This window comes from Lolliginicoccus lacisalsi (assembly GCF_014841105.1).
Classification (GTDB): domain Bacteria; phylum Actinomycetota; class Actinomycetes; order Mycobacteriales; family Mycobacteriaceae; genus Lolliginicoccus; species Lolliginicoccus lacisalsi.
The window spans coordinates 1-26,907 of the sequence record NZ_JACYWE010000009.1 but is presented as its reverse complement, the minus strand read 5'-3'; the positions used below and the strand labels follow the sequence as shown (position 1 = coordinate 26,907).

The following is a 26,907-nucleotide window of genomic DNA, read 5'->3' as shown; positions in this document are numbered from 1 at the left end:
CAGGCCGGGGCGCTGTGGTGTCATAGCTCCAGCACCATTGTTCCGGGCAGCGCCTCCCCACCTGCATCCATAAAGCCCAAGCGCTCGTACAAGCTTCGTGCTGGGTTGCCGTCCTCCACGCTCAAACTGAGACCGCGCTGTCCTCGATTGCGGGCGATCGCAATGGCATCGGTGATGAGTTCTCGGCCCAGCCCCGCGCCACGCGCTGCTTCCTTCACGCACACGCTCAACTCGCCGATCTGGGGGTCCACGAATCCGTAGCCGGGATCCTCCGGCGGCAGGAACACCACCCACACCGCACCGACCCAACGGGTGCCTTCCACGGCAACGATCCCAAAGTCACCCCGTTCCGGCGCCACTGCGGCGTAGTGGGCGAATTCGGGTTTCGCCAGGACTTCGTTTCGAGAGAACCGCGGTTCGTTCCAGTTGAGGTTGATGAGCGTGGCTTCGACGAGGATCGCCGCATCGCCCGGCCCGAGCGCGCGCTTCTCCAGCTTGAGCCGATCACTAGCCGAGTTCACCATCCAGCTTCCTCCCGCAGCCACGCTCCCGTCATCGTGGAGAAGCTACAGCTCGAGCCGGAAGACGTCGATGCTGCGGTACTGCATGCGCTCGGGCACCTCGACGAACCCGTGGCGCGCGTAGATGCGCCGGGCCTCGATCATCGCGCGCATCGAGGAAAGCACGATCGCCTCGTAGCCGCGCCGTCGTGCCTCAGCGATCCCGTGCCGGACCATTGCGGTGCCAGCACCGCTGCCCCGTGCCTGCTCGGCCACGGCAATCATGCGGAACTCGAGCTCGCCCTCGCGCGCGATCTCCGCGAGAGCACTGGCCGCATCGGCGAGGACGATCGCGCCCACTACCGAGCCCGCCATCTCGACAACGATGGTCTCGGCGGCCGCAGCACGACCCTCGACGTCAGCGAGCAAGTCGAGATAGTCGCTGCCCGCGGGGATGTACGGGGCGTACGCGGCCACGGTGATCTCCGAGACAAGGGCGTAGTCGCCTGGATCGATCGGTCGCAGCAGATGCGGGTGCTGCTCCCCCGGTTGCGTGCCTGGCCTCATGAGTCGTCATTGATCGGCGCCACTGCGTCGGGGCCCTGCTCGAGCAGGACGGTGAACCCATCCTCGTCGAGGATCGGCACGCCCAGCGATACGGCCTTGTCGTACTTCGAGCCAGGGGCGTCGCCCACCACGACAAATGCGGTCTTGCGCGATACCGAGCCCACGGCCTTGCCCCCGCGCGCCACGATCGCTTCCTTCGCCTCGTCCCTCGAGTAGCGCTGCAGCGCGCCGGTGACGACGATGGACATTCCCTCGAGGTTGCGCTCGATGGAGGCGTCGCGCTCGTCGGCCATGCGCACGCCCGCGGCGGCCCACCGATCGATGATCTCGCGGTGCCAGTCGACCGCGAACCACTCCTCCACGGCCTGCGCGATCGTCGGCCCCACTCCGTCGATGTCGGCGAGCTCCTCCGTGGTCGCTGCACGAATAGCATCGAGGCTGCCGAACTCGGTGGCGAGCGCCCGGGCCGCGGTGGGGCCCACATGCCGGATCGACAGGCTGACCAGCACGCGCCACAAGGGTTGCGATCGCGCTTTCGCCAGGCTCTCGAGCAGCCGCGCGCCGTTGGCAGTCAGCTCGCCCTTCTTGTTGCGGAACAGCTCCGTGCGCAGCAGGTCGTCCTCGGTGAGGGTGAACAGCTCCCCCTCGTCGGTGATGACGCCATGCGCGAGCAGCTCGGTGGCGGCCTCGTAGCCGAGCCCCTCGATGTCGAGCGCGCCGCGCCCGCCGATGTAGAACACCCGCTCGCGGAGCTGCGCCGGGCAGGTGCGGGAATTGGGACACCGGATATCGACGTCCCCCTCCTTCGACGGGGCGAGCTGAGCACCGCACTCTGGGCAATGCGTGGGCATCACGAACGCGCGCTCGCTGCCATCGCGCAGGTCCACGACGGGCCCGAGCACCTCCGGGATCACCTCCCCGGCCTTGCGGATGACCACTGTGTCACCGATGAGGACGCCCTTGCGCTTGACCTCCTCGGCATTGTGCAGCGTGGCCAGGGAAACCGTGGAGCCAGCGACGAGCACGGGCTGCATGTGCGCGAAGGGCGTGACCCTGCCAGTGCGACCCACGCTGACCCGGATATCGAGCAGCTTGGTGGTGGCCTCCTCCGGCGGATACTTGTAGGCGGTGGCCCAGCGCGGCGCGCGGGAGGTCGAGCCGAGTCGGCGCTGGATGCTGACCTCGTCCACCTTGACGACGAGACCGTCGACCTCATGATCCACATTCTGGCGACGTTCCGCCCAGTCCGCGACGTGGGCGACCACGGAATCAACGTCGGCGAGCCGCACCGTGTCCTCGGACACGGGCAGCCCCCAGGCGCGCAACGCCTCGTAGGCCTCGGACTGCGATCCCGGCGCGAAGCCGTCGCGCTTGCCGATGCCGTGGCACAGCATGCGCAGCCTGCGCCGCGCGGTGATCGCGGGATTCTTCTGGCGCAGGGACCCCGCGGCCGAGTTGCGCGGATTCGCGAACGGGGGCTTGCCCTCCCCGGTGAGAGCCGCGTTGAGGGCGGCGAAATCGTCGAGCCGGAAATACACCTCGCCTCGCACCTCGAGCAGCGCGGGCACCGGGAACTCCTCGCTCGGGGCGAGCTTCTCCGGAACGTCGTCGATCGTGCGGGCGTTGAGCGTCACGTCCTCGCCGGTACGACCATCGCCTCGGGCCGCGGCACGCACCAGCGCACCGTTCTCGTAGACCAGGCTCAGCGCCACGCCGTCGATCTTCAGCTCGCACAGGTAGTGCACGCCACCACCAACCTCGCTCTCGACGCGGTACGCCCACTCGCGCAGCTCGTCAGCGTTGAAGACGTTATCGAGGCTGAGCATCCGCTCGAGGTGATCGACGGGCGTGAACTCGGTGGAGAACCCACCCCCGACAAGCTGCGTCGGCGAGTCCGGGGCGCGCAGCTCGGGGTGCTTCTCCTCGAGCTCCTGCAACGCGCGGAACATCTCGTCGAACTCGCCGTCACTGACGACAGGCGCGTCCTTGACGTAGTAACGGAACTGGTGGAAGCGCACTTCCTCCGCCAGCTTCTGCCATTGATCCCGAACGGGCGCGCTGCCCGGTGCCTGGCCATCGTCCACTCGGGCAGAGTAGCGCAGAGCACTGTCAGGAATCCTCAGGTGTGACCCGCGCCCCGCGCCCGGCCCGCGCCCCGTCGCGACGATCGCCGCGCGCATGTGCGATCCGCGACAGGTCTCGAGCCCCGAGCTGTCGCATTTCGCACACTCGCGGCCGGAGCGGGCCAGCGGCCGGAGCGGGCCAGCGGGCGGGCCAGCCGCCGTCGAAGCCTCTATTCCTCGCCGACCTCGGCGAAACCCGCGCGGATGTCCCGCGCATGGCGGATGCCCGCGATCATCTCCCGAGTAGATCCGGCTCCGGCGCCGTCGAACGCCACTCCGGTCCGCTCGAGCAGTTGCTCGCCGCTGAGCCCGGCCTCGCGGCCGAGGGCGAGGATGCGGCGAGCCACGGCCTGCGCACCGTCGCGGCCGTCGACCGCGAGGACTCCGTGGCGCCCCCTGTCGAACCATCGACCGAGACCATCGACCAGTGCATGGTCCCGTGGCCCGCCGCTCGCGCCCGTCGCTGCTGGCCCCAGCACGAGGGTGCCGAACGGCCCTTCCTCCACCGCGTTCCACGGCACGGTGTCACCGCACCACAGGGCCTGGTCGGCACCGATCTCGGCGCACCCCGACCACAGTCCGACCGCTTCGGGGACCGGCAGGCGCCGGGGTGGCTGCAGGATGCTTACCGGCCGGCTGCTGCCATCGAGGGCCTCCTGGAGGGCGGGCTCGAGCCACTGCACGATGATCTTGCAGCCCAGGGAGCGCTCGAGGCGCGAGACGTGCCCGCTGACGCCCTCGGCGAGGGAGGCCGCGAGATCGCGCAGCGCGCCACGGTCCTCGAGCACGGCATGCCCGCTGGGCAGCTCGATCTCCCGGCCGAGCGTGACGGGGCCGGTCACCTGGATCTTCCACGTGGGCGAGCCGCCGCTGGTTTCCCAGGCCTCGACGACCTGGTCGGTATCGCGATTCAGTCAGTCCCGGGCGCGGCGGCCGATGATGCCCTGGTGATGGGCGAGCCGATAGCCCGTTGTCGACGCCTCCACAGGCATGTCGACCAGCATCGCTGCTGTCTGCCCGATGCGATCCGCGCCGGGGCCCCGGTCGTCCATGGTGGGCTGGAACGGCACGCCATTGCCCGCGAGCTCGCCGAGAACGGTGGTGATCGCCTCGGCCATGCTGGTGCCCGGCCAGTGCCCCATTCCGGTGACAGTGCCCGCGAGCAGGCTCATCGGCTGGCCACCGGCGCTGCCTCGTCCACGGTGTGCCGATGCGGGCTCGTCGCGCTGATGGTGCCGCTGCCGAGCACGATGTCGCCGCGCTCATCGGGCTGGTAGAGCACGGCCGCCTGCCCTCGCGCGACCCCGGTCAGCGGCTCGAGCAGGTGTACCCGCAATCCGGGCTCCCCGGCCGCGTCCTCGACCGGCTCGGCAATGGCCGTGGCGATGCCACCGTGCGCCCGCACCTGCACCTGGCAGCGCACGGGGCCGCTCGGGGTGGTCCCGGAGGTCCACACGGCGCCCCGGGCATCGATCGTCCACACGTCAAGCGACTCCGCCGCGCCCACGGTGACGGTGGCCGTTCCCGGGTCGATAGCCGTGACGTATCGGGGCCGGCCATCGGGCGCGGGCCCGGGCAGGCCCAGTCCCTTGCGCTGCCCGATCGTGAAGCCGTGCACCCCATCATGGTCACCGAGCTCGGTGCCCGTCTCGGCGTCGACGACCTTGCCCGGCCGCACGCCGATGCGTGCTCCGAGGAACGCCTGCGTGTTGCCGGACGGGATGAAGCAGATGTCGTGGCTATCGGGCTTGCTCGCCACAGCAAGAGCAAGGCGCTCCGCCTCCGCGCGGATCTCCGGCTTGGGAGTATCACCGATCGGGAACATCGCGCGCGCGAGCTGCTGCGCGGTGAGCACGGCCAGCACGTAGGACTGGTCCTTGTCGTTGTCGACCGCGCGCCTCAGCACGCCGTCCTCGAGGCGGGCGTAGTGGCCGGTGACCACGGCGTCGAAGCCGAGCGCGAGAGCGCGCTCCGCGAGGGCCGAGAACTTGATGCGCTCGTTGCAGCGCAGGCACGGGTTCGGGGTCTCGCCCGCCGCGTAGGACTCGACGAAGTCGTCGATGACGTCTTCCTTGAACCGCTCGGCGAAGTCCCACACGTAGAACGGGATGCCGAGCACATCGGCGGCGCGACGGGCATCGCCCGCGTCCTCCCGGGAGCAGCAGCCCCGGGAGCCTGTTCGTAGCGCGCCCGGCGCGGTGGACAGGGCGAGGTGCACGCCCACCACGTCATGGCCGGCCGCGACGGCCCGGGCCGCGGCCACCGCCGAGTCGACGCCTCCGCTCATTGCCGCGAGTACACGCATCACTTCGTCCTTTCCGCTGTCGCCGTGCTGGCAAGCCCTGCCATCCGGGCTCTTTCCACGGCCTGCGGCAGCACCTCGAGGGCTCGATCGACATCGGCCACCGATGAAGGGTGCCCGAGCGAGAAGCGCAAGGTGCCGCGCGCGATCCGCGCGTCCATGCCCATCGCTACCAGGACATGGCTGGCCCGCGCCACCCCGGCGGTGCAGGCGGAGCCGGTGGAGCATTCCACGCCGTGCGCGTCCATCAGCATGAGCAGCGAATCACCCTCGCATCCTGGGAATGTCGCGTTCAGGATGGTGGGCAGAGCGGCGTCGTGGCTGGTGGGCCCATTGATGATCGCGGTGGGATCGATGCCCATGATGCCCTCTCGCAGCCGGTCACGCAGTGCCGCGAGCCGGGCATGCTCGGCCGACCGCTCGTCCGCCACTTGCTCAAGCGTCGCAGCCATGCCCAGGACGGCCGCGACATCGGGGGTGCCGGACCGCACATCGCGCTCGTGCCCGCCGCCGTGCTGCAGTGGCTGGCAGGCCACGTCGCGGCGCAGCAACAGCGCCCCGGCGCCGTGGGGGCCACCAAGCTTGTGGGCGGTCAGGGTGAGCGCAGCGAGGCCACTCGCGGCGAAGTCGCAGCGCAGCGAGCCCGCGGCCTGCACCGCATCGCTGTGCATCGGCAGGCCAGCTTCCGCGGCGACCGCGGCGAGCTCGGGCATGGGATTGATCGAGCCAACCTCGTTGTTGGCCCACATGATCGAGATCAGCGCGACGCTCGAGGCATCATTACCGATGGCCTCGCGCAGCGCCCCGGGCGTGATGATCCCCGTGCTCGTGACGGGTATCCAGGTGATCTCGGCGCCCTGCTGCTCGACGAGCCACTGCGCCGCATCGAGGACCGCATGATGCTCGGTGCTGCCGATCAGCACTCGCCTTCGGCGCGGATCCTCGGCCCGGCGGGCCCAGAACAACCCCTTGATCGCGAGGTTGTCGCTCTCGGTGCCGCCAGCGGTGAAGATCACCTCGGATGGGCGGGCACCGAGGGCCCCGGCGATGGCCTCGCGGGATTCCTCCACCAAGCGGCGGGCCACGCGCCCTGACCGATGCACCGATGCGGCGTTCCCGGTGACGGCGAATCCCTTGGCCATCGCGTCGATCGCCGCGGGACGCATCGGCGTGGCAGCGGCATGATCGAGATACACGGGATGGTTCATGGCACCTGCCAGGATAGACGCCACCCGCGCCCGGCCACCAAACGCGAGCGCCCCGGGGGTGGGCCTCAGGCCGCCGTGCGCTCGGTGTGGCCAACCGCCATCAGCCGCAGGCCAGCCTCGCGCTCGGCGCTGTGCTCGGCGCTGCGGAGGCTGCGATCGCACCGCTGCGCGAGCAGCTTCCGATCGCCCACCGCGAGCTCGGGCGCGAGCAGCGTGAGCTCCACCACGAGGGAGCGCTGGCTGAGCACCCGCCCGATCGATGCGGCAAGGCCGTCGTCGCCGACGAAGCTCGGTACGGTGGTGACCTCGCCGTCCTGGGTGAGGTAGCGCACGTGCACGGGATGCACCCATGCGCCCGCGTCGAGCGCGGACTGGAAGAAGGCGGGGCGCAGCCGGCCCCAGGATCGGCCGCACCACGTGGTGCCCTCGGGGAAGACGGCTACGCGCTCGCCACGGCGCAGCCGCTCCGTCACGAGATCGAGCGCCCGGGGCAGGTCGCGCAGCGATTCCCGGCGGACCGGGATGGTGCGGGCCCACCGTGCCAGCGATCCCACGATCGGCCATTCGACGAGATCGGCTCGCGCGACGAACGAGGCCGAGACAGTGGTGGAGATCACCAGCGGGTCGAGCCACGAGATATGATTGGACACGATCAGGCCCTGCGCGCGACCCTCCTCGAGCCCGCCACGGCGATCGTGGACACGCACCGTGATGCCGAGCGCGCCGAGCAGTTGCCGGAAGAACGTGCGCTGCCTCTCCCCCTTGACGCTCTGTGGCAGGCAAGGGCGCGCGCCGAGCAGCACGGGAGCCGAGGCCAGCGCGAGAGCGAGCCGGGCACAGCGGCGAGCAACCACGAGGGCGGGCACGGTCTCGCGCTCGGCGGGCAGGCAGCCGCAGCCGCAAGGGCTGCTCGGGTACCAGTGGTGGCGCGTGCTGCTCGTCATCGTGCCTCCGACCCATTCCGGGCGGCGGTGGGCGCGGGGACGGGGGCCGAGGCGGAGGCCAGCCTGGCGAGGTAGCGGGCGTTGGCGTGGCGCACTCCGAGGACGGTGACAAAATCGGCGACGCCGAAGCTGGGATCGTGCGCTGGCTCGCCGCAGATCCAGGCTCCGAGGCGCAGGTAGCCGCGCAGCAGCGGCGGGATGTCCGCTTTCGCCGGCGGGGCAATCTCGTCGAGGGTGGCCCCGCCGAGGACGACCGGCTCGTAGGGGCGCGCGATCATGTGCCCGGGGGCGCGGTGGCGGGCCAGCACGTGGTCGCGCACGGCTCGCACGTTGGCGCCGGGGACATCGCCCGGGGCCGGGAGGGTCGGAACGCTCACGCACCCGAGCACCCACTCGTTGCCGGTGTGCTGGAGGTAGCGCAGGATGCCGGACCACATGATGCTCAGGACCGCGCCGTTGCGGTGGTCGGGGTGCACGCAGGCCCGTCCCATCTCGACGGTGCTGGGGAGGATCTCCTCGAATCCCTCGAGCGCGAACTCGGTGGCGGTGTAGAAGCCGCCGATGCTGCTCGCGGTGGCGGAGGGCAGCATGCGGTAGCAGCCGATGATGCGATCGGTGTGCTCGTCGCGGACGAGGAGGTGGTCGCAGTGGGCGTCGAACTCGTCGGCGTCGCGCCCGTCCTCGCCGATGGTGTCGCTGAAGCCTGGCTCGGCCCGGAACACGTCATGGCGGAGCCGCTGGGCGGCCTCGATGTCGTCCGGCCGCGTGGACAGCAGCAGGGAGTAGCGCGGTGTGCTCGCTGTCGCCGCGGGAGCCGGGATCAGCACCGATGAAGTGGTCATGCCTCGGTGTCTACCGGCGCAGATCGGCGGGCGCGCATCACGGGAGTGAAGGTGCCATGCCAGGCTGGTTAACTCTTTGTCCGTGTTGACCGGATCGCATGGAGCAGGCCACGCCATGGTGAACGGGCCGCGAACAGGTGGGCGCGCTGTGATGCGCATCGCCCCGCGCGACGAGAGCGGCCCCCGCTGGGACTTGCATCCCTGCGGGGGCCGCTAGGCCGTTCGTGCGCGGTGCTGGGATCAGCCCTTGCGCTTCTTGACGGCCTCGGTCAGCTGCGGAGCCACGTCGAAGAGGTCACCGATGATGCCGTAGTCGGCGATCTCGAAGATCGGTGCTTCCTCGTCCTTGTTGACGGCGATGATCGTCTTCGAGGTCTGCATGCCCGCGCGGTGCTGGATGGCACCGGAGATGCCGAGGGCGATGTAGAGGTTCGGGGAGACGGTCTTGCCGGTCTGGCCCACCTGGAACTGGCCCGGGTAGTAGCCGGAGTCGACTGCGGCGCGCGAGGCACCGACGGCGCCGCCGAGCGAGGCGGCGAGCTCCTCGACCACGTGGAACTTGTCGGCGCTGCCGACGCCACGGCCACCGGAGACAACAACGCTTGCCTCCGCGAGCTCGGGGCGATCGCCGGCGACGACCGGATCGCGCGAGGTGATCTTGACCGCGCTCTCATCGGGCTCGCTGACCTCGACGGTCACCTGCTCGCCAGCGCCGGCCTGCGGCTCCGCCTCGACGGCGCCGGGACGGATGCTGATGATCGGGGTGCCGTTGGTCTTCGCATCAACGGTGAACGCGCCACCGAAGATGGAATGGACGGCGGAGCCATCGCTGTTGACCGCGACGACGTCCGAAAGCAGGCCCAGGCCAAGGCGCGCTGCGAGGCGCCCGCTGATCTCCTTGCCCTCGGTGGTGGCACCGGTGATGACCGCTGCCGGATCGGCCTGCTCGAACAGCTCGGCAAGCACGTCCACCATGGGCGTGATGAGGTAGTTGTCGAACGTGTCGGACTCGGCCACGTAGATCTTCTCGGCGCCAGCCTCCTTGAGGCTGTCGGCGAGTGCGGCCGCGGTGCCGGGGGCACCGGTGACCACTGCGGACGGCTCGCCCAGGTTGCGGGCAGCGGTCAGCATCTCAGTGGTGAGCTTCTTGATTGCGCCCTCGGCATGCTCGACGAGCACAAGAACTTCTGCCATTTGTTGCTACTCCTGTTCGTCTGTGTGTCGTCAGAGAGGCGATCAGATGATCTTCTGCGAAACGAGGTACTCGGCGATCTTGCTGCCGCCGTCGCCCTCGTCGGCGACCTTCTCGCCCGCGGCCTTCGGCGGCTTCGGGGCGGCCGAGGTCACCTGCGAGGCAGCGTTGGACACACCGACCTCATCGCCCTCGACACCGAGCTCGGCCAGGGTGAGCACCTCGATCGGCTTCTTCTTCGCGGCCATGATGCCCTTGAAGGAGGGGAACCGGGGCTCGTTGATCTTCTCGTTGACACTGACGATCGCGGGCAGGCTGGCCTCGAGGCCGAACACGCCGTCGTCGGTCTCGCGCTCGCCGCGGACGGTGTCACCCTCCACCTCGAGCTTGCGCAGCTGGGTGAGCTGCGGCAGGCCGAGGTACTCAGCGATGATCGCGGGCACCGCGCCGACGCGACCGTCGGTGGACTCGTTGCCGGCGATGACGAGCTCGACACCCTCGACCGTTCCGAGCGCCTTGGCGAGCACCCAGCTGGTCTGCAGGGCATCGCTGCCGTGCATACCATCGTCGTTGATGTGGATCGCCTTGTCCGCGCCCATGGAAAGGGCCTTGCGGATGGCATCGGTAGCGCGGTCGGGACCGGCGCACAGCACCGTCACCTCGCCACCGTTCTTCTCCTTGATGAGCAGCGCTTCCTCGACGGCGCGCTCGTTGATCTCATCGAGCACCGGGTCAGCGGAGTCGCGGTCGAGGGTCCAGTCGGACTCCCGCAACTTGCGCTCGGACCAGGTGTCCGGGACCTGCTTGATCAAGACGACAACATTTGTCATGGGTCTTCCTTGACCTCCTGCGAGTGGTGGCATTCTAGGCTTCGGTAGCGCGTGTGAACCCGACGCTCGCGACGAGCCACGGATCTCGTCCGGTGGCCGAGCGCTCGTCAAGCTTGATACGCAACCGTGTCCTACACCTAGGTTACCGACGAGTAACATATGTGCAAGTACCAAGCTGAACATACTCTACAACCGCCCTGAATGGCACGCTTAGGCACCACAACACAGCAAATAGCACGGACACGCCATCCCACACGGCTACGACGTGATTCGAACAACGGCCCGATCAGCCTCTAGGCTGCCCTCGTGACCGATTCCGCCAGCGCATCGACGAACACCTCCGAGCCACTGCCCCTCACCGGCGAGCGCACCGTGCCCGGCATCGCCGAGGAGAACTACTGGTTCCGCCGCCACGAGATCGTCTATCTCGCGCTCGCCCAGCGATGCGCCGGCAAGGTCGTCGTGGACGCCGGCTTCGGCGAGGGCTACGGGGCAGACCTGATCGCCCGGCAGGCACGCACCGTCATCGGTCTCGATTATGACCAGCAGGCCACCGAGCACGTCGCGCGGCGCTACCCCGCCGTCACCGCCGCCCGCGCCAACCTCGCCGCGCTGCCCCTCGCCGACCAGTCCGTGGATGTCGTCATCAACCTGCAGGTCATCGAGCACCTGTGGGACCAGGTGCAATTCATCCGCGAATGCGCGCGCGTGCTGCGGCCCGATGGCGAGCTACTGATCTCCACGCCGAACCGGATCACCTTCTCCCCCGGCCGCGATACCCCCCTCAATCCGTTCCACACCCGCGAGCTCGACGCCCGCGAGCTCGCGGAGCTGCTCATCGAGGGCGGGCTGCGGGTCACCTCCATGGAAGGGGTGCACCACGGCCCCCGCCTCTCCGCGCTCGACAAGCACCACGGCGGCTCGCTCATCGACCGCCAGCTCGAGCTCGCCATCGCCGGGATCCCCTGGCCCGACGACCTCGCCGCGGACGTGGCGGGCGTGACCGCCGAGGATTTCGAGATCCGCCCAGGATCGATCGATGACAGCCTCGACCTGCTCGCCATCGCCACCAAGCAATGAGCGCGGCACGTTCCCCCGGGGCAGGCGCATCACCGGTTCCCGGCATGTTCACCCTCGTACTCCACAGCCACCTGCCCTGGCTGCCGCACCACGGCCGCTGGCCCGTCGGCGAGGAATGGCTGTACCAGTCCTGGGCAGCGAGCTACATCCCGGTCCTGCGCACGCTCCGGGCCCTCGCCGCGGAGGGCCGCGATCACCTCCTCACCCTTGGTGTCACCCCGGTGCTCGCCGCGCAGCTCGACGACCCCTACGCGCTCTCCGCGATGCATCATTGGCTCGCCGACTGGCAACTGCGCTCCCACGAGGCCGCCCTCTCCCCGGGGGCCGGGAACGGAGCAACAGCCTCGTGCCCCGCCGCGCTGCGCGAGCTCGGCTGGCGCGAGCACCGCAACGCCGCCGCCGCGCTCGATGACTTCGAGCAGCACTGGCGCCACGGCGGAGCCGGACTGGTCCGGGAGCTTGCGTCCGCGGGCACCATCGAGCTGCTCGGCGGGCCGCTCACCCACACGTTCCAGCCGCTCACCCAGCCGGCCTTGCGCGAGGGCGCGCTGCGCGCGGGCCTCACCGATGCCCAGCACCGCTTCGGGACGCGGCCCACCGGCATCTGGGCACCCGAGTGCGCCTACACCCCGGGCATGGAGAACCTCTACGAGGCCAGCGGCATCACCCACTTCATGGTCGATGGGCCGAGCCTGCACGGCGACACCACGCTCGGCCGCCCCGTGCGCGGCTCCAGTGTCGTGGCGTTCGGGCGCGACCTCACCGTGAGCTACCGCGTCTGGTCCCCGAAGTCCGGCTATCCCGGCCACCGCGACTACCGCGACTTCCACACCTTCCACCACGGCACTGGGCTCAAGCCCGCGCGGGTGACGAGCAAGACCACCCCCGCCGAGCGGAAAGCACCCTACGACCCCGCCCGCGCAGCGGCAGCGGTGCAGGAGCACGCCGCGGACTTCGTCGAGACCGTGCGCGAGCGGCTCATCGACGAGTCCGCCCGCATCGGGCGGCCGGCCCATGTCATCGCCGCGTTCGATACCGAGCTGTTCGGCCACTGGTGGCACGAGGGCCCCGACTGGCTCGCCGCGGTGCTGCGCCTCATGCCCGAGCGCGGCATCACCGTCGGCACCCTTGCCGACGCCCTCTCCGCCGGATACGTGGGCGCCCCCGCCGACATCGAGGACTCCTCCTGGGGCTCCGGCAAGGACTGGCGGGTCTGGGCCGGCGATCAGGTCGCCGACCTGGTCCGGCTCAACCAGGAGGTCGGTGACCTCGGGCTCGACCTGCTCGCCCAGCGGGGATCCAGCGCCGGGCCCGGGCGCGACCCCGTCGCGGACCAGGTGCTGCGCGAGGTACTGCTGTGCCTCGCCAGCGACTGGGCCTTCATGGTCAGCAAGGACTCCGCCGTCGAGTACGCCCGCGGTCGCGCCCACAAGCATGCCCACGCCGCGCGGGAGATCGCCTCGGCGGCCCTGCGCGGGGACGAGCAGCGGGCACGCGAGCTCGCTGCCGCCTGGAACCAGGCCGACGGGCTGTTCCCCTCCCTCGATGCCCGCGGGTTCCGCCCAGCGCGCAGCACCACCTCCACCAGCACCGAAGGCTCACGATGAAGATCCTCATCATCTCCTGGGAGTACCCGCCCGTTGTCGTTGGTGGCCTTGGTCGCCACGTCCACAACCTCGCGATCCACCTCGCCGAGGCCGGGCACGAGGTCGTCGTGCTGTCGCGCCAGCCGTCGGGCACGCATGCCGGCACCCATCCGACCACCGACACCATCGTGGAGGGCGTGCGCGTGCTCGCCGTCGCCGAGGATCCCCCGCACCTGCTCTTCGGCGAGGACATGCTGGCCTGGACGCTCGCGATGGGCCACGCCATGATCCGTCACGGCCTGGCCCTGCTCGACACCTGGACACCTGATGTGATCCACGCCCACGACTGGCTCGTTGCCCACCCGGCGATCGCTATCGCCGACCGCTGCGACGCACCGCTCGTCGCGACGATCCACGCCACCGAGGCCGGCCGCCATAGCGGCTGGATCTCCGGGCGAATCACTCGCCAGGTGCACTCGGTGGAATGGTGGCTCGCCAACTCCGCTGACGCGCTCATCACCTGCTCCGCATCCATGCGCGACGAGGTGGCGGCCCTCTTTGGCCCGGCCCTGTCCGGCATCACCGTCATCCACAATGGCATCGACACCACTATGTGGCGCTTCGCGGCCCGCGCCCGCCGCCAGGGCCCGCCCGAGCTGTTCTTCGCTGGCCGTCTCGAGTATGAGAAGGGCGTGCACGATGCCATCGCCGCGCTCGCGGAGGTTCGCAAGACGCACCCCGGCGCCACCCTGTCCATCGCCGGAACGGGCACCCAGCGGCAGTGGCTCGCCGACGAAGCGACCCGGCACGGCGTCGCTCCCTGGGTGACGTTCCTCGGCTCCCTCGACCACGAGCAGCTGCTCGGCTGGCTGCACCGCGCCACCGCGATCCTGCTGCCGAGCCGCTACGAGCCGTTCGGGATCGTCGCGCTCGAGGCAGCGGCCGCTGGTACCCCCTTGATCACCTCCACCGCGGGCGGCCTCGGGGAGGCCGTCATCGATGGCGTGACCGGCCGCACCTTCCCGCCGTGCGAGGTCACCGCGCTCACCCAGGCGGTCCGCAACGCGCTCGACGAGCCTGAGCTGACCCAGAAGATGGCGCTGGCCGCCAACGAGCGACTGACCACCGAGTTCGCCTGGTCCACCGTCACCCGCACGACCGTCGACGTCTACTCCTCCGCCCAGCGCCGCCCACGCCCGCCCCTGCACCGGCCCGACGTCCCGCAGCGCCCGCTCCCGGGACGCTGACGCGACACGTTCTGCCGCGAATCCGGCATCTGAGTGCCGGCGCGCGGCCCCGCTCGGATAGGCTCAACGCCATGGGATTTTCAGTCAAGGGCAAGACCGTGCTCGTCACGGGAGCAGCAATGGGAATGGGACGCTTGTTCGCGGAGAAGGCCGTCAAGGAGGGCGCCGCGAACGTCGTCATCTGGGACATCAACCGTCCCGAGCTGGAGAAGACCGAGGCCGCGCTGACTTCAGCGGGCGGCACGATCCTCGCCCAGGTCGTCGACGTCGCTGATCTCGACCAGATCGAGAAGGCTGCCGAAGAGGTCAAGAAGAAGGTCGGCGCGCCTCACGTGCTGATCAACAATGCCGGCGTTGTGCGCGGCAAGCTCTTTTGGGAGCACGACAACATCCGCGACACCAAGTTCACCATCGATATCAACGTGCTCGCCCCGATGTACATCGCGCGCGCGTTCCTCAACGAGATGATCGAGCGCAACGAGGACTCGCGCCTGATCACCCTCGCCTCCGCCGCCGGCACCGTCGCGAACCCGAAGATGGCTGTGTACGCCGGATCGAAGTGGGGCGTGCTCGGCTGGAGCGACTCGGTCCGCCTCGAGCTCGAGCAGGAGGGCCACAAGCACGTCAAGATGACCACCGTGTGCCCGAGCTACATCAACACTGGCATGTTCGAGGGCGCCAAGGGACCGCTGCTCGCCCCGATCCTCGAGCCGCAGGAAGTCGTCGACAAGGGCTGGGCCGCGATGAAGGCCGGCACGCCGCTGCTCTTCCTGCCCAAGACCGTCCTGCTGTCCAAGGGCCTCAAGGGCGTGCTCCCCACCCGTGCGTGGGACTTCCTCGCCGGACGCGTCCTCGGCGTGTACCACAGCATGGAGGAGTTCAAGGGCCGCGAGGCTCCCGACGCGACGAAGTAGCCGCTCACCGCAACGCACGAGGCCTCCCCGGCTTCACGCTACCGGGGAGGCTTCTTGCTGCACGTTCCGGCGCGGGCCGATGGCGTGCTCCTGGCCAGGCTTCCTCTCCAGGATCTGCTGGTGGTTGTCACGCGAGACTCCGCCACACACCGGGGCTGGGCGTGACATTGGCTAGCAGCTGCGCGTGCCGCCGCCATGAGCCCTGCCCTTCACCCCGCTAGAGCGGTCTACAGCTAGCTGGCCTCGGAATCCACCGGCTTCTCGCCGGCCTTCTTGCGCTCGATGTCCATGAGCGCGGCCTCATGCGCGGCCCGCTCCGCCGCGGTGCGCTCCCAGGCGTCCTTGCGGTTCTTCACGACCCTTGCTGGAGCGCCCACGGCGATGCTGAAATCCGGGATCTCGCCCTTGACCACGGCATGAGCGCCGAGCACGCAGCCACGGCCGATGATGGTGTGCCGCAGCACGGAGACCTTCGTGGCGATCCAGGTGTCGGGCCCGATGCGCACCGGCCCCTTGGTGATTCCCTGGTCCTTGATCGGCAGGGTGATGTCGTCCACGACATGGTCGAAATCGCAGATGTAGCACCAGTCCGCGACGAGCACGGCATCGCCGAGCTCGATATCGAGATAGGCATTCACCACGTTCTGGCGCCCGAACACGGTCTTGTCACCGATGCGCAGCGAGCCCTCGTGGCAGCGGATCGCATTGCCGTCGCCGATGTGCACCCATCGGCCGATCTCCATGCGGGCGAGGCCCGGAGTGGCGTGGATCTCGACGTTCTTGCCGAGGAACACCATGCCGCGCAGGATGATGTGGGGATTCTCGATGCGGAACCGCAGCAGCCGGTAGTACCGCACGAGGTACCACGGCGTATAGGCCTTGTTGCGCAGCACCCAGCGCAGCGACGCCACCGTCAGGAACCGTGCCTGCCCGTCCTCGCGCTGCCGCGCCCGCCACCGCAACCTGTACGGCGAACCCCACATACTCGTCATGGCATGCAAGCCTACGGCGTGAGGGGTGGGGAGCCATACCGCACTCGCCGGATAAGCCCGGTTCAGGCACGCTCAGGCCACGGCTGGGTTCAGGCGGTGCCGAGATCCAGCGGCGCGTGCCGCATCCCATGCGCTCGCGCGACCGGCTCGCAGGTGATCCTGCCTTCGGTGATGTTCACCCCCGCGGCAAGGCCCTCGTCCTCGCGGCACGCAGCCTGCCAACCGAGCTGCGCGATGGCCTTGATGTAGGGCAGCGTCGCGTCCACGAGCGCGAACGTCGACGTCCGGGGCACGGCCGCGGGCATGTTCGCCACCGCGTAGAAGCGCGAGCCATGCACGCTGTAGAGCGGAGCATCGTGGGTCGTGGGGCGGGTGTCCTCGAAGCAGCCGCCCTGATCGACCGCGATGTCGACGAGCACGCTGCCGCGGCGCATCCGCGCCACCACGTCATTGGTCACCAGGCGTGGTGCCCGCGCTCCGCGCACCAGCACAGCACCGATCACGAGGTCCGCGGCCAGCACCGCGGCGTCCACGGCCCCGGCAGTGGCGGTGACGGTGCGAACCCGGTTGCCGTACCGCGCCACGAGCCCTCGCAAGGGGGTGGTGCTCACATCGAGCACCGTGACGTGCGCGCCCATTCCCACCGCGACATCCACGGCCTGGCTGCCCGCTGCTCCCGCCCCCAGCACCACCACATCAGCCAGCGGTGCCCCCGCGATGCCACCGAGCAGCACGCCCCTGCCCCCGTTGGCCTTCTGCAGCGCCCAGGCCCCCACCTGGGTGGCGAGGCGGCCAGCGATCAAGCTCATCGGCGCAAGCAGCGGCAAAGCCCCGTCCGGCGACTCGACCGTCTCGTAAGCGATGGCGGTGCACCCGCTCTCCACGAGTGCTTCGGTGCACTCCCTCGTGGCTGCCAGGTGCAAGTAGGTGAACAGGATCAGGCCGGGCCTCAGGTAGTCGTGCTCGCTCGGCTGGGGCTCCTTGACCTTGGTGACGAGCTCGGCCGCCCAGGCATCGCTGGCGTCGCACAGGACCGCTCCGGCGGACTCGTAGTCGGCATCGGGGAAGGACGAGCCCGCGCCCGCTCCTGCCTCGATGCGCACGTCGTGGCCAGCTTCCACTAGCTCGCGAACCGCGTCCGGGGTGAGCGCGACCCGATGCTCGCCGCTCTTCACCTCGGCAGGAACCCCAATGATCACGGTCATCGCCTCCTTGGCCTCCGAGTCTAGTGCGTGCCCGCTAGGGGATGCTCGCGGACGCCGGCTCGCACACGAACGCTTCGGGTCGATCACCGATGCGGACGATGACGAGGCTCAGCGATCGCGTGCCCGTGGGCTTGAGGCGGCGTCGCAGCTCGTCCGGGTCGATCCGCACTCCCCGCGCGAGGATCTCCAGGGCACCGCAGTCATAGCGCCGCAGCACCGCGCGCAGTTGCTTCTCCCGGAAGGGCGCCCGCTCAAGGATGCGGTGGGCGCGCGTCCCGGGCGGGCGTTGATCACCCGTGAGGTAGGCGATGCGCGGATCAAGCTGCCAGAGGCCCTCCCGCGCGGCGTAATGGCGGACCAGCCCGGCGCGCACGATGGCGCCATCGGGGTCGACGATCCATTCGCCCTCGGCACGCTCGGGAATGTCATCGGCCTCGGCATCGGTGATCATGTCGCGAGCACCATCGGAACGGAGGAGCGTTGCCCGCCGCGTGACGCCCGGCCCCGCGAGCCCCGGCGACCAGAGCGTCGTCTCCCGGACACCGCCATCGAGCGAGACGGTCTCCACCTCGCCAGGCCAGCCCAGCGCGTCGTAGTCGATCCCCGGGGCACACTTCACCACGAGGTCGCGGCGCGCGTAGGCGGCAAGCAGATCCGGCAGCGGGGGGACAAGCTTGCTCGGATCATGGGTCCGGCGGCCATCTGCCCGGCGCGCGGGGTCAGCGACGACCACTGCGCCGCGGCTGCAGGGCACGAGCGCGTCCGCGCGGACGACCAGCGCGGCGGGAGCGTTGCGGGCGGCCATGGCGGCGCGGACGGGGTCGATATCGCTGCCGATGACCCTCCCGCCATGCTCGGCGAGCACAGCAAGATCCGCCCCGATGGAGCACGTCACATCATGGATGTCGAGGCCGTGCAGCCGCTGGGCGCGGTGCCGGGCAACCACCTCCGGCGTGGCCTGCTCGAGGGCATCGGCGGTGAGCAACCATGGCCGCTGGCTATCGAGCTTGATCCGCGCCCGGCGGCGCAGCCGGATCGTCTCGATCAGTGCCCCGGCGCGGGAGCCATGCTGCTCCCTGGCCCTCGTGATATCGCGGACGAGGGTCTGGTCGGTCAGTGGCATGTGGTCGACGCGGGCGAGTTCCTCCGTCCCGCGCGGGGAACGGAGGAACTCCACATCCTCAAGAGTGAACTCGTAGGCCACGGCGCCGCGCGCGGCCTAGCCGGCGGTGTTCCCGGGCGCGGGCTTCACACCGGTGATCATGGCGTTGTAGAAGAATCCGCGCGGAACCACGCGCCGCATCACGGTCTCATCGAGCCAGCTGAGCTTCTGCCACGCCTGGTAGGCGAACAGCCGCCACTGCAAGCTGAGCTTGTCAGCGGGCACGGCGGCCTCGAAGGTGCGCACGGGCCAGCCGAACAGCGCGGCGGCGAACTCCTCGGTGCGGGCCTTGACGTCCACGGCCCCAGCGTTGCGGGCAGTGCGCTCGAGCTTGCGCGGCTCGAAGGTGTGTAGGTCCACGACGGCCTCGAGCGCGGCCGCCCGCGAGGACTCGTCGAGCTCCGACTGCGGACGACGCCAGGCCTGCAGCGCCGACAGCTTCGTGATGTTGGTGGTGGCGTACCACGTCAGCTGGCCGAGCCTGCGGGCATAGAGGTTGCCCACAGTGGTGGGCTCGCCAGCGAAGACGAACCGGCCGCCCGGCTTGAGCACGCGCAGCACCTCGCGCAGCGACTGCTCCACATCGGGGATGTGGTGCAGCACCGCGTGGCCCACGACGAGGTCGAATGTGTTGTCGTCATACGGGATGCGCTCCGCGTCCGCGACGCGGCCGTCGACATCGAGGCCGAGGTTCTCGGCGTTGCGCAGCGCCACCTTCACCATCCCGGGCGAGAGGTCGGTCACCGAGCCGGTGCGGGCCACTCCGGCCTGCATGAGGTTGAGCAGGAAGAACCCGGTGCCGCAGCCAAGCTCGAGCGCGCGCTCATAAGGCAGCGGCTGATCCTCGCCCGCGATGGCCTCGAACCGGCCCCGCGCGTAGGAGACGCAGCGCTCGTCGTAGGAGATGGACCACTTCTCGTCGTAGGTCTCCGCCTCCCAGTCGTGATAGAGCACCTGGGCGAGCTTGGTGTCCTCGAAGGCGGCCGCCACTTCCTCCGCCGTGGCGTGCGGCCGGGGCGCGGGATCCTCGCCACGCGCATCAACGGGGGTGGGCTCGTTCGAAGTCATCGTCATGTGTTTCCTGCTTGTCTCGTGGAGATGGTCGTCCTGGTGGCCTCGTACCGGCACTACTTGCCGGTGAACTTTGCCTTACCGGGGCCGTTCTCGACAAACGATTCCATGCCGATAGCGCGATCCTCGGTGGCGAACAAGGAGGCGAACAAGTGCCGCTCGATGGCCAGGCCGGTGCCCAGATCCGTATCCAGCCCCTGATCGATCGAGGCCTTCGCCGCAGCCAGCGCCCGGCCCGCCGCGCCCACGAAGCGCCCCGCCCAGGCACGCGCCGCGTTGTAGACCTCGTCGGGCGCGACGACCTCATCGACCAGTCCGATGGAGAGCGCTTCCTCTGCGCCCACGAAACGACCGGTGAAGACCATGTCCTTGGCGCGGGCAGGGCCGATCAGCCGCGCGAGCCGCTGGGTGCCGCCGCCACCAGGGATCACGCCGAGCAGGATCTCGGGCACGCCCAGCTTGGCGTTGTCGCCCACGATGCGGCGGTCCGCGCCCAGCGCGACCTCGAGGCCGCCACCAAGCGCATAGCCCGTGATGGCCGCCACGGTCGGCTTGGGAATCGTCGCGATCGCGCCGAGCCCGGCCTGCAGGTCCGCGATGGCATCCGACATCTCCTGGAAGGACATGCCCGCCATCTCCTTGACGTCCGCGCCCGCGGCGAAGACCTTCTCGCCGCCATAGACGATGACCGCCTGCACATCAGCGCGGCGCGTGGCTTCGCGGGCCACTTCCTGCAGCTCGCCCTGCACCTGCCGGTTGAGCGCGTTCATGGGGGGCCGGGCAAGCCAGATGGTCCCGATTCCATCGGACACTTCGAGGGAGACGTATTCAGCCATGCTGGAAGGCTACCCTGTTCTACCCCGCTTCCCGATCAGCGCTGGTGCGATGACTTGCGGCGAGCGAAGAACCTGCCGTGCTCCACCGTCAGGCTGATCGGCTGGTGGAACGCCTCGGAAAGGTTCTCCGCCGTGATGGCCTGCTCGAGGGGGCCCTGCGCGACCGCGCGCCCTTCCCGCAGCAGCAGCGCATGCGTGAACCCGGGCGGGATCTCCTCCACGTGATGGGTGATCAGGACGATCCCCGGCGCGGCATCATCGGCCGCCAGCTCCGCCAGGCGTGCCACTAGGTCCTCCCGGCCACCTAGGTCGAGGCCGGCCGCGGGCTCGTCGAGCAGGAGCAGCTCGGGATCGGTCATCAGGGACCGGGCGATCAGCACGCGCTTGCGCTCCCCCTCCGACAACGTGCCATAGGTGCGGTCCGCGAGGTGTCCTGCCCCTACCGCGTCGAGCATCTCGCGCGCCCGCTCGTGATCGATCTCGTCGTAGTCCTCCCGCCAGCGGCCCAGCACCGCGTAGGCGGCGGAGACAACGAGGTCAGCGACGGATTCCTCGCCGGGGACGCGCAGGGCCAGCGCCGCGGACGACAAGCCGATCCGGGGACGCAGCTCCGAGACATCGGTATGGCCCAGGGTCTCGCCCAGCAAGTGCGCCTCGCCCGCCGTGGGATGCAGCTCGGCGGCCGCGATCCGCAGCAAGGACGTCTTGCCCGCGCCGTTCGGACCGAGCACCACCCACCGCTCCCCCGGCGCCACCCGCCAATCAACGGGCCCCACGAGGGTATTGCGGCCGCGGCGGAGCAGCACGTCATCGAACTCGAGCAACAGGTCAGGATTCGGTTCACCCACGGCTACCATCTTGTCCCACATCCGCCCCGCCCACACGCCTGGACCCCCAGTGTGTCGGAAAGCGCAGCGAGGCGCGGCCCCGCTCCAGCGCTACCGGGCCTGGCTGGCACACTGGATAGGTGCGGATCACCGGACGGGGCAAGCGATGACGGTTCCCCCGGGCGAGCGGCAGGCCCGGCCGCGGGACCACCACCGGGCGGGATCCCCCGCGCCCGCGCCGCTCGGCCCCGCTCCCGTGCCCCCTGCTACCGTGCCCCCCGCTCCAGTGGACCCGGCCGAGCGCGAGCACCTGCTGCGCGGCCATCACCCCGACCCGCACGCAATCCTCGGACCGCATGGAAGCACGATCCGGGTGCTGCGCCCCTACGCGCTGGCCGTGGAGCTGACCGGCCCCGCGCTGCCCGGAGGCAGCCCGCTCCCGCTCGAGCCCGAGGGCGACGGGATCTTCGTCGCCCGGCTGCCCGATGGCACCCAGGCCGCGCGACTCGACTACCGGGTCACCGCCCGCTACGCCAACGGCGAGCACACCACCGCCGATGGGTACCGGCTCGCTCCCTCTCTATCGGTCGCCGCCCTCGCTGCGCTGGGAGAGGGGCGCTGCGCTCGACTGTGGGAAGTGCTGGGCGCGCGATCCGTGACCCTCGAGGGCATGACCGGAGTCGCGTTCTCCGTCTGGGCGCCCCATGCCGCTGGCGTCACAGTGACAGGTGACTTCGCTCAGTGGTCGGGCCGCACCTTCCCGATGCGTCAGCTCGACGGGGGCGTATGGGAGGTGCTCGTGCCGTCGGCCCAGCCCGGCGAGCTCTACAAGTTCCACATCCACGGCCACGATGGGCAAGTCCACGAGAAAGCGGACCCCCTCGCCCGCGACACCGAGGTTCCGCCGCGCACCGCCTCCCGCATCGCCGCGCCCGCGACTCATGAGTGGAGCGACTCCGCGTGGCTCGCCGCCCGCGCCCGCACCGATTGGACCCGCGAGCCGATCAGCATCTACGAGGTGCATGCGGCCTCGTGGTCGCGCGAGCTCGCCGAGGGCGCCGCGACGTTCCGCGATCTCGCCGATGTGCTCGTGCCCTATGCCCGGGCGCGGGGCTTCACCCACATCGAGTTCCTGCCCCTGGCCGGCCACCCCTTCGGCGGCTCCTGGGGATACCAGGTCACCTCCTACTACGCGCCCACCGCACGCCACGGCACCGCGGATGACCTGCGCTATCTCATCGATGCCTGCCATGCAGCGGGCATCGGGGTGATCCTTGACTGGGTCCCCGCCCACTTCCCGCGCGACGAGTGGGCCCTCGCCCGGTTCGACGGGACCACGCTGTACGAGCACCCCGACCCGCAACGCGGCGAGCACCCCGACTGGGGCACCTACATCTTCGACTGGTCCAAGCCGCAGGTGCGCAACTTCCTGATCTCGAGCGCCCTCTACTGGATCGACGAGTTCCACATCGACGGGCTGCGCGTAGACGCCGTCGCCTCGATGCTCTACCTCGACTACTCGCGGCCACCCGGTGGCTGGACGCCCAATGAGCTCGGCGGGCGCGAGAACCTCGAGGCTGTGGAGTTCCTCAGCGAGCTCACGAGCAGCGTGCAGCACCACGCCCCGGGCTGCCTCACCATCGCCGAGGACTCCACCTCATGGCCCGGCGTCACTAGATCCGTGCGGCTCGGCGGTCTCGGCTTCACCTTCAAATGGAACATGCGCTGGATGAACGACGCGCTCCGCTACCACGCCCGATCGCCCGAGCATCGCGCCTACCACCACAACGAGGTGACGTTCTCGCTGATGAGCAGCCTCACCGAGCAGTACGTGCTACCCCTCGGCCACGACGAGGTCGTCCATGGCAAAGGCACCCTGTGGTCCCGGGCCACCGGCCCCGCCAGCCAGCGCGCAGCCACCGTGCGCTCGCTCCTCGCGTCGATGTGGGCACATCCGGGCAAGAAGCTCCTCTTCATGGGCCAGGAGTTCGCGCAGACCGCGGAATGGAGCGAGATGCGCGGGCTCGACTGGTTCGAGATCTCGACCGGCTCCGCGGACAGTTCCCTGCACCGCGGCATCCAGTTGCTCGTCGGCGACCTCAACCACCTCTACCGCCACCTCCCCGCGCTCTCGCGCTCGGAAGGAGCACCCGAATCGTTCGCCTGGATCGACGCGGCCGACTCACGCAACAGTGTCGTGTCCTTCCTCCGCGCCAGCGAGGAGAACCTGCTGGCCTGCATCACCAATCACGGCGGCACCGATCTCGCCCACTACCGCGTCGGGCTGCCAAGGCCTGGCCAGTGGAACGAGGTGCTCAACACCGCGGCGCGCGAGTACGGCGGCAGCGGCAAGGGCAACCTCGGCAGGACCGAGGCGTTCCCGACGCCCTGGCACGGGCACCAGGCATGCGCGGTGATCACTATTCCAGCGCTGACCACGATGTGGTTTGCCTGGGCCGGGCCCGACACCGATGGCTAGCCCGCACCGCTGGCCCGGCCTCCTGGTGGCCTGTGCCCTCGCTGCCGCGGCGTGCTCCTCGCCCCCAGGCGAGGAGGCCGCTCCCCTGCCCGTCACCTATGGGCCGAGCGGCGTCCGGCCCGGCGCGCCCGCGCCCACCGTGGAGCTCGCGGGCCCGCCCGGAGACCACGCTGCCGACATCATCGCCGCGCACGCCCTCACCGATCTCGCGGAATTCTGGGCCGACGAGCTGGAACCGGCGGCGGCAGACCTAGCCATCGATCCATACGACAGCACCAGTCCCACGATGATGTTCTGCTCCGCCCCGGCGGCGAGCCTCGGAGTCGCCGCCTACTGCCCAGCCACCCGGACCATCGGATGGGACCGCACCGCCCGCTTCCCCGCGCTGATCGACGAGTTCGGCCCGCTCGCCGGCGTTCTCGTGCTCGCCCACGAGCACGGGCACGCGATCAGCACGACGCGCGGACTGCCCGGCATGCACGATGATCCGCTCGTGTGGGAGCAACAAGCAGACTGCTTCGCCGGCACCTACCTGGGCAGCATCATGCGTGGCCACTCGGCACGATTCCGCATGAATACCAGCGACGCGCTCGACGCGGTGCTCATCGCGCTGCTCACCGTGCGCGACCCCTCCCCGATCGGGCAAGCCCGGCACGGCACCGGATTCGACCGCATCGACGCTTTCGCCATCGGCGTGCATCACGGGGCACGAGCCTGCACCAGCATCACCGCCCGGACGATCGAGCAGCGCAGGGCCGGGATGCCCGACCGGTACGCGCATGCCCTCGATCGCGGAGAGCTGCCCGTCACCGAGGGAACAGCGCGGCTCGTGATCTCCTCCGTGGCCGAGTTCCTGGACTGGCCAGCGCCGCCCGCGGTGGTCACGCGGGCGGCGAGCGAGTGCCTCGACCGCGCGCTCCAGCCGCCAGTGGAGCACTGCCCGAGCACCAACGCTCTCGAGCTCGATCTCCCCCAGCTCCAGAACGCGGCGGAAGCGCGCGATACAGCGAGGCCACACGGCGACTTCAGCGCGTTCAGCATCATCGCGCTGCACGCGATCCTGGCCCAGCACGCCCTCGAATCACCCGACGACCTCGGTTCGGAGACCGTGCAACGAGGCCTCTGCCAGGCGGGCGCATGGGCGGCCGCCACCGCGCGCGAGGACGTCGGCAGGATCTATCTCTCTCCCGGCGACCTCGACGAAGCGCTCACCGCCCTGCTCGACCCAGCGCTCAACAGCCTCGCCGCCGCCGCCATCCCCGTAGGAATCACCCGCATCGCCACGTTCGGGGATGGCTTCCGCGACGGGCTAGCCGCATGCAGCAGCCGATGACGGGCACTCAGAACAGGGCGGCAGCGAGATCCCGCCGCGCGGCAAGCACGGTCGGGTCAGCGGGATCGAACATCTCGAGCAGCGAGAGCAACCGCTCCCTGGCCACGGCGCGATCATCACCAGCGGTGGCACGAACGACGTCGATGAGCCGCTGGAAAGCCTTGCCGGGCTGCTGCGAGATGATTTCCAGGTCAGCCGCTGCGAGCTGCGCCTCGATATCGGACGGGTCAGCCTCGGCCTTGCGCGGGGCCTCGGGATCGATCGACCGCACGCGGGCGAGGAAGCGAGCGTGGTTCAGCCCGGACTTCGCCTCGGCATTGCGGGGCTCCTCGACGAGGATCTTCTGGTACTCGGCCTCGGCCTTGTCGAAGTCCCCTTCGTTGAGGGCCTCCTCGGCAGCCTCGAAACGAGGATCGGCAGGAGGCTCCGCTGGCGCGGCTTCCCCCTCGGCGGGCAGGCCGGGAAGCTTGTCCCCGATGGCCTTCTTCAGCTCGGCCAGCCAGTTGCGGATCTGGTCCTCCGACTGCGCGCCCGAGAACGCGTGGACCGGCTGGCCGCCAGCGATGGCCACCACCGTCGGGATGGATTCCACGCCGAAGACCTGCGCGATGCGGGGGTTCTCCTCGACATCGACCTTCGCGAGGATCCAGCTGCCATTGCCCTCCCGCGCCAGCTTCTCCAGCGCCGGGGACAGTTGCTTGCACGGCTCGCACCAGGGAGCCCAGAGATCCACGACCACCAGCACCTGGTGAGAGCGCTCCACCACCTCAGCCTCGAAGGTCGCCTCGGTGACATCAACGATCACCGGCACGCCCGACGAGGCCGCGGCGGGCGAGTCCGATGCGGACCGCGAAGCAGCGGGGGCGCTGGGCTGTGGCGCGGAGCGGCGGGCAGCGCGTTCCTTGAGCGCCGAGAGATCCACGGCACCAGCGAATGAGGCGGCAGGGGTTTGTCGTCCAGGTCCAGTCACGTTCCTAGTCTGGCATGAGCGAGGCCGTGCTCACAGCCAGGAGCGTTCGCCGTTGGCTTATCCCTGGGCGCCTATCCCTGGGGGCTTATCGCTGGGGGCGAGCGCCGACGGTCTCGTCCTGCTGCACCGCGGCGGAGAGCTCCGCCAGGTGCCCGCGGCGTGCCGCCCACACCTCGAAGGCAACCGTGGCCAGGGGCGGGATGCTCGACAGGAGCGCGAGCGCAATGACCCGCCAGTTCCAGCGCAAGCTCCAGGCGGTCGCGGCGGTGATGGCGATGAACAGCATGAAGGCGCCACCATGCAGCGCCCCGAATACCTGCACACCCAGCTCGGTGGTGTGGGTGACATGCTTGAGGAACATGCCAACCAGCAGGCCCGCCCAGGTCAGGGCCTCGATCACGGCGATGAGCCGGAACCGCTTGGCCGGTGTCGCGAGAGAGAACAGGTCCTGGAAGTAGGGGGATGCGCGCATGCCGCCATTGTGCCGCACGACGCCAATCGCTACGACATCATGTCGTAGACATCACGCCCCTCATGCTGCTACCCCCGAGCGCTGGCCGCGGGGCGGCGTTGGTTGGCTGCTGGACGGCCGCGGCTGGCCGCGGGACGGCCGCGGGACGGCAAAAGCACCGGAACCGGCCAAACGCGATAGAAGTTCGTAGTTTGCCAGGCTGGTGGTGAGACACCACCTGGCACG

At 69.8% G+C, this 26,907-nt stretch carries 25 protein-coding genes; 6 read left to right on the top strand and 19 right to left on the bottom strand.

Annotation, left to right across the window (positions count from 1 at the left end):
* Window positions 1–20 precede the first annotated feature (20 nt).
* From HT102_RS13740 to HT102_RS13690, 11 genes are all read right to left on the bottom strand, one after another.
* Window positions 21–524 carry a GNAT family N-acetyltransferase gene (locus HT102_RS13740; protein ID WP_192040014.1) on the bottom strand — a complete coding sequence of 168 codons (504 nt, stop codon included), beginning with the start codon at window positions 522–524 and terminating at the stop codon, window positions 21–23.
* Window positions 525–566: 42 nt separating this feature from the next.
* Window positions 567–1,067: a GNAT family N-acetyltransferase gene (locus HT102_RS13735; RefSeq protein ID WP_192040013.1), complete on the bottom strand. Its 501-nt coding sequence runs from the start codon at window positions 1,065–1,067 to the stop codon at window positions 567–569.
* Window positions 1,064–3,151, bottom strand: a complete 2,088-nt coding sequence (gene ligA, locus HT102_RS13730) for an NAD-dependent DNA ligase LigA (RefSeq protein WP_408611366.1) — start codon at window positions 3,149–3,151, stop codon at window positions 1,064–1,066. The genes HT102_RS13735 and ligA overlap by 4 nt, the downstream gene beginning before the upstream one ends.
* A gap of 209 nt (window positions 3,152–3,360) precedes the next feature.
* Window positions 3,361–4,032, bottom strand: a complete 672-nt coding sequence (locus HT102_RS13725; protein WP_192040011.1) for a uroporphyrinogen decarboxylase/cobalamine-independent methonine synthase family protein — start codon at window positions 4,030–4,032, stop codon at window positions 3,361–3,363.
* A 72-nt stretch (window positions 4,033–4,104) separates the two neighbouring features.
* Entirely contained in the window at window positions 4,105–4,362 is a 258-nt protein-coding gene (locus tag HT102_RS13720; RefSeq protein WP_192040010.1) for a hypothetical protein, read from the bottom strand.
* Window positions 4,359–5,495, bottom strand: a complete 1,137-nt coding sequence (mnmA, locus tag HT102_RS13715) for a tRNA 2-thiouridine(34) synthase MnmA (protein WP_192040009.1) — start codon at window positions 5,493–5,495, stop codon at window positions 4,359–4,361. The genes HT102_RS13720 and mnmA overlap by 4 nt, the downstream gene beginning before the upstream one ends.
* A complete protein-coding gene (locus tag HT102_RS13710; protein ID WP_192040008.1) occupies window positions 5,495–6,700 on the bottom strand; it encodes a cysteine desulfurase family protein in 1,206 nt (401 codons plus the stop codon). Before HT102_RS13710 ends, mnmA begins: the two co-directional genes overlap by 1 nt.
* A 65-nt stretch (window positions 6,701–6,765) precedes the next feature.
* The gene (locus HT102_RS13705) at window positions 6,766–7,644 is read right to left on the bottom strand and encodes a lysophospholipid acyltransferase family protein (protein ID WP_192040007.1); all 879 of its coding nucleotides are present in this window, start codon (window positions 7,642–7,644) and stop codon (window positions 6,766–6,768) included.
* Window positions 7,641–8,486, bottom strand: coding sequence for a GNAT family N-acetyltransferase (locus HT102_RS13700; protein ID WP_192040006.1), 846 nt, complete (start codon window positions 8,484–8,486; stop codon window positions 7,641–7,643). Before HT102_RS13700 ends, HT102_RS13705 begins: the two co-directional genes overlap by 4 nt.
* Window positions 8,487–8,726: 240 nt before the next feature.
* Window positions 8,727–9,680, bottom strand: coding sequence for an electron transfer flavoprotein subunit alpha/FixB family protein (locus HT102_RS13695; RefSeq protein WP_192040005.1), 954 nt, complete (start codon window positions 9,678–9,680; stop codon window positions 8,727–8,729).
* 42 nt (window positions 9,681–9,722) lie between these two features.
* Window positions 9,723–10,508, bottom strand: coding sequence for an electron transfer flavoprotein subunit beta/FixA family protein (locus HT102_RS13690; RefSeq protein ID WP_192040004.1), 786 nt, complete (start codon window positions 10,506–10,508; stop codon window positions 9,723–9,725).
* A 306-nt stretch (window positions 10,509–10,814) separates the two neighbouring features.
* Here HT102_RS13690 and HT102_RS13685 point away from each other — a divergent pair, with 306 nt between their 5' ends.
* The 4 genes from HT102_RS13685 (at window position 10,815) to HT102_RS13670 (ending at window position 15,335) form a co-directional block, all read left to right on the top strand.
* Window positions 10,815–11,588: a class I SAM-dependent methyltransferase gene (locus HT102_RS13685; protein ID WP_192040003.1), complete on the top strand. Its 774-nt coding sequence runs from the start codon at window positions 10,815–10,817 to the stop codon at window positions 11,586–11,588.
* A 44-nt stretch (window positions 11,589–11,632) separates the two neighbouring features.
* On the top strand, window positions 11,633–13,195 hold the full coding sequence (locus tag HT102_RS13680; protein WP_225443693.1) for a 1,4-alpha-glucan branching protein domain-containing protein: 1,563 nt from the start codon (window positions 11,633–11,635) through the stop codon (window positions 13,193–13,195).
* Window positions 13,192–14,421, top strand: a complete 1,230-nt coding sequence (locus HT102_RS13675; protein WP_192040001.1) for a glycosyltransferase family 4 protein — start codon at window positions 13,192–13,194, stop codon at window positions 14,419–14,421. The genes HT102_RS13680 and HT102_RS13675 overlap by 4 nt, the downstream gene beginning before the upstream one ends.
* A 71-nt stretch (window positions 14,422–14,492) precedes the next feature.
* The gene (locus HT102_RS13670) at window positions 14,493–15,335 is read left to right on the top strand and encodes an SDR family NAD(P)-dependent oxidoreductase (protein WP_192040000.1); all 843 of its coding nucleotides are present in this window, start codon (window positions 14,493–14,495) and stop codon (window positions 15,333–15,335) included.
* A 233-nt stretch (window positions 15,336–15,568) separates the two neighbouring features.
* Here HT102_RS13670 and HT102_RS13665 read toward each other — a convergent pair whose 3' ends face one another.
* The 6 genes from HT102_RS13665 to HT102_RS13640 form a co-directional block, all read right to left on the bottom strand.
* Window positions 15,569–16,327 (bottom strand): acyltransferase, encoded by a 759-nt coding sequence (locus tag HT102_RS13665; protein WP_192039999.1) that lies wholly within the window; start codon window positions 16,325–16,327, stop codon window positions 15,569–15,571.
* An 89-nt stretch (window positions 16,328–16,416) separates the two neighbouring features.
* Window positions 16,417–17,526: an alanine dehydrogenase gene (ald, locus tag HT102_RS13660; protein ID WP_192040142.1), complete on the bottom strand. Its 1,110-nt coding sequence runs from the start codon at window positions 17,524–17,526 to the stop codon at window positions 16,417–16,419.
* Between the two features lie 40 nt (window positions 17,527–17,566).
* A complete protein-coding gene (locus tag HT102_RS13655; RefSeq protein ID WP_192039998.1) occupies window positions 17,567–18,736 on the bottom strand; it encodes a THUMP-like domain-containing protein in 1,170 nt (389 codons plus the stop codon).
* 15 nt (window positions 18,737–18,751) lie between these two features.
* Window positions 18,752–19,768 carry a class I SAM-dependent methyltransferase gene (locus HT102_RS13650; RefSeq protein ID WP_408611365.1) on the bottom strand — a complete coding sequence of 339 codons (1,017 nt, stop codon included), beginning with the start codon at window positions 19,766–19,768 and terminating at the stop codon, window positions 18,752–18,754.
* Between the two features lie 53 nt (window positions 19,769–19,821).
* Window positions 19,822–20,601 carry an enoyl-CoA hydratase/isomerase family protein gene (locus tag HT102_RS13645; RefSeq protein ID WP_192039997.1) on the bottom strand — a complete coding sequence of 260 codons (780 nt, stop codon included), beginning with the start codon at window positions 20,599–20,601 and terminating at the stop codon, window positions 19,822–19,824.
* A 35-nt stretch (window positions 20,602–20,636) separates the two neighbouring features.
* Window positions 20,637–21,458 (bottom strand): ABC transporter ATP-binding protein, encoded by an 822-nt coding sequence (locus HT102_RS13640; protein ID WP_192039996.1) that lies wholly within the window; start codon window positions 21,456–21,458, stop codon window positions 20,637–20,639.
* 136 nt (window positions 21,459–21,594) lie between these two features.
* Here HT102_RS13640 and glgB point away from each other — a divergent pair, with 136 nt between their 5' ends.
* Both glgB and HT102_RS13630 read left to right on the top strand, forming a co-directional pair.
* On the top strand, window positions 21,595–23,907 hold the full coding sequence (gene glgB, locus HT102_RS13635; protein ID WP_192039995.1) for a 1,4-alpha-glucan branching protein GlgB: 2,313 nt from the start codon (window positions 21,595–21,597) through the stop codon (window positions 23,905–23,907).
* A complete protein-coding gene (locus HT102_RS13630) occupies window positions 23,900–25,240 on the top strand; it encodes a neutral zinc metallopeptidase (protein WP_192039994.1) in 1,341 nt (446 codons plus the stop codon). The genes glgB and HT102_RS13630 overlap by 8 nt, the downstream gene beginning before the upstream one ends.
* Before the next feature lie 7 nt (window positions 25,241–25,247).
* Here the strand turns inward: HT102_RS13630 and HT102_RS13625 are convergent, their stop codons facing one another.
* The gene (locus HT102_RS13625) at window positions 25,248–26,210 is read right to left on the bottom strand and encodes a tetratricopeptide repeat protein (RefSeq protein ID WP_192039993.1); all 963 of its coding nucleotides are present in this window, start codon (window positions 26,208–26,210) and stop codon (window positions 25,248–25,250) included.
* An 85-nt stretch (window positions 26,211–26,295) separates the two neighbouring features.
* Complete coding sequence (locus HT102_RS13620) at window positions 26,296–26,682, bottom strand: DUF3817 domain-containing protein (RefSeq protein WP_192039992.1); 387 nt, start codon at window positions 26,680–26,682, stop codon at window positions 26,296–26,298.
* Window positions 26,683–26,907: the final 225 nt, after the last annotated feature.

Bases quoted from the DNA above. Each gene is read 5' to 3' on its own strand.
- HT102_RS13710 (WP_192040008.1), bottom strand. From the start codon at position 6,700: ATGAACCATCCCGTGTATCTCGATCATGCCGCTGCCACGCCGATGCGT.
- HT102_RS13700 (WP_192040006.1), bottom strand. From the start codon at position 8,486: ATGACCACTTCATCGGTGCTGATCCCGGCTCCCGCGGCGACAGCGAGC.
- HT102_RS13705 (WP_192040007.1), bottom strand. From the start codon at position 7,644: ATGACGAGCAGCACGCGCCACCACTGGTACCCGAGCAGCCCTTGCGGC.
- HT102_RS13640 (WP_192039996.1), bottom strand. From the start codon at position 21,458: ATGGTAGCCGTGGGTGAACCGAATCCTGACCTGTTGCTCGAGTTCGAT.
- HT102_RS13630 (WP_192039994.1), top strand. From the start codon at position 23,900: ATGGCTAGCCCGCACCGCTGGCCCGGCCTCCTGGTGGCCTGTGCCCTC.
- HT102_RS13695 (WP_192040005.1), bottom strand. From the start codon at position 9,680: ATGGCAGAAGTTCTTGTGCTCGTCGAGCATGCCGAGGGCGCAATCAAG.
- HT102_RS13680 (WP_225443693.1), top strand. From the start codon at position 11,633: ATGTTCACCCTCGTACTCCACAGCCACCTGCCCTGGCTGCCGCACCAC.
- HT102_RS13720 (WP_192040010.1), bottom strand. From the start codon at position 4,362: ATGAGCCTGCTCGCGGGCACTGTCACCGGAATGGGGCACTGGCCGGGC.
- HT102_RS13620 (WP_192039992.1), bottom strand. From the start codon at position 26,682: ATGCGCGCATCCCCCTACTTCCAGGACCTGTTCTCTCTCGCGACACCG.
- HT102_RS13645 (WP_192039997.1), bottom strand. From the start codon at position 20,601: ATGGCTGAATACGTCTCCCTCGAAGTGTCCGATGGAATCGGGACCATC.
- HT102_RS13735 (WP_192040013.1), bottom strand. From the start codon at position 1,067: ATGAGGCCAGGCACGCAACCGGGGGAGCAGCACCCGCATCTGCTGCGA.
- HT102_RS13675 (WP_192040001.1), top strand. From the start codon at position 13,192: ATGAAGATCCTCATCATCTCCTGGGAGTACCCGCCCGTTGTCGTTGGT.
- HT102_RS13650 (WP_408611365.1), bottom strand. From the start codon at position 19,768: ATGACGATGACTTCGAACGAGCCCACCCCCGTTGATGCGCGTGGCGAG.
- HT102_RS13665 (WP_192039999.1), bottom strand. From the start codon at position 16,327: ATGACGAGTATGTGGGGTTCGCCGTACAGGTTGCGGTGGCGGGCGCGG.
- HT102_RS13740 (WP_192040014.1), bottom strand. From the start codon at position 524: ATGGTGAACTCGGCTAGTGATCGGCTCAAGCTGGAGAAGCGCGCGCTC.
- glgB (WP_192039995.1), top strand. From the start codon at position 21,595: ATGACGGTTCCCCCGGGCGAGCGGCAGGCCCGGCCGCGGGACCACCAC.
- mnmA (WP_192040009.1), bottom strand. From the start codon at position 5,495: ATGCGTGTACTCGCGGCAATGAGCGGAGGCGTCGACTCGGCGGTGGCC.
- HT102_RS13690 (WP_192040004.1), bottom strand. From the start codon at position 10,508: ATGACAAATGTTGTCGTCTTGATCAAGCAGGTCCCGGACACCTGGTCC.
- HT102_RS13670 (WP_192040000.1), top strand. From the start codon at position 14,493: ATGGGATTTTCAGTCAAGGGCAAGACCGTGCTCGTCACGGGAGCAGCA.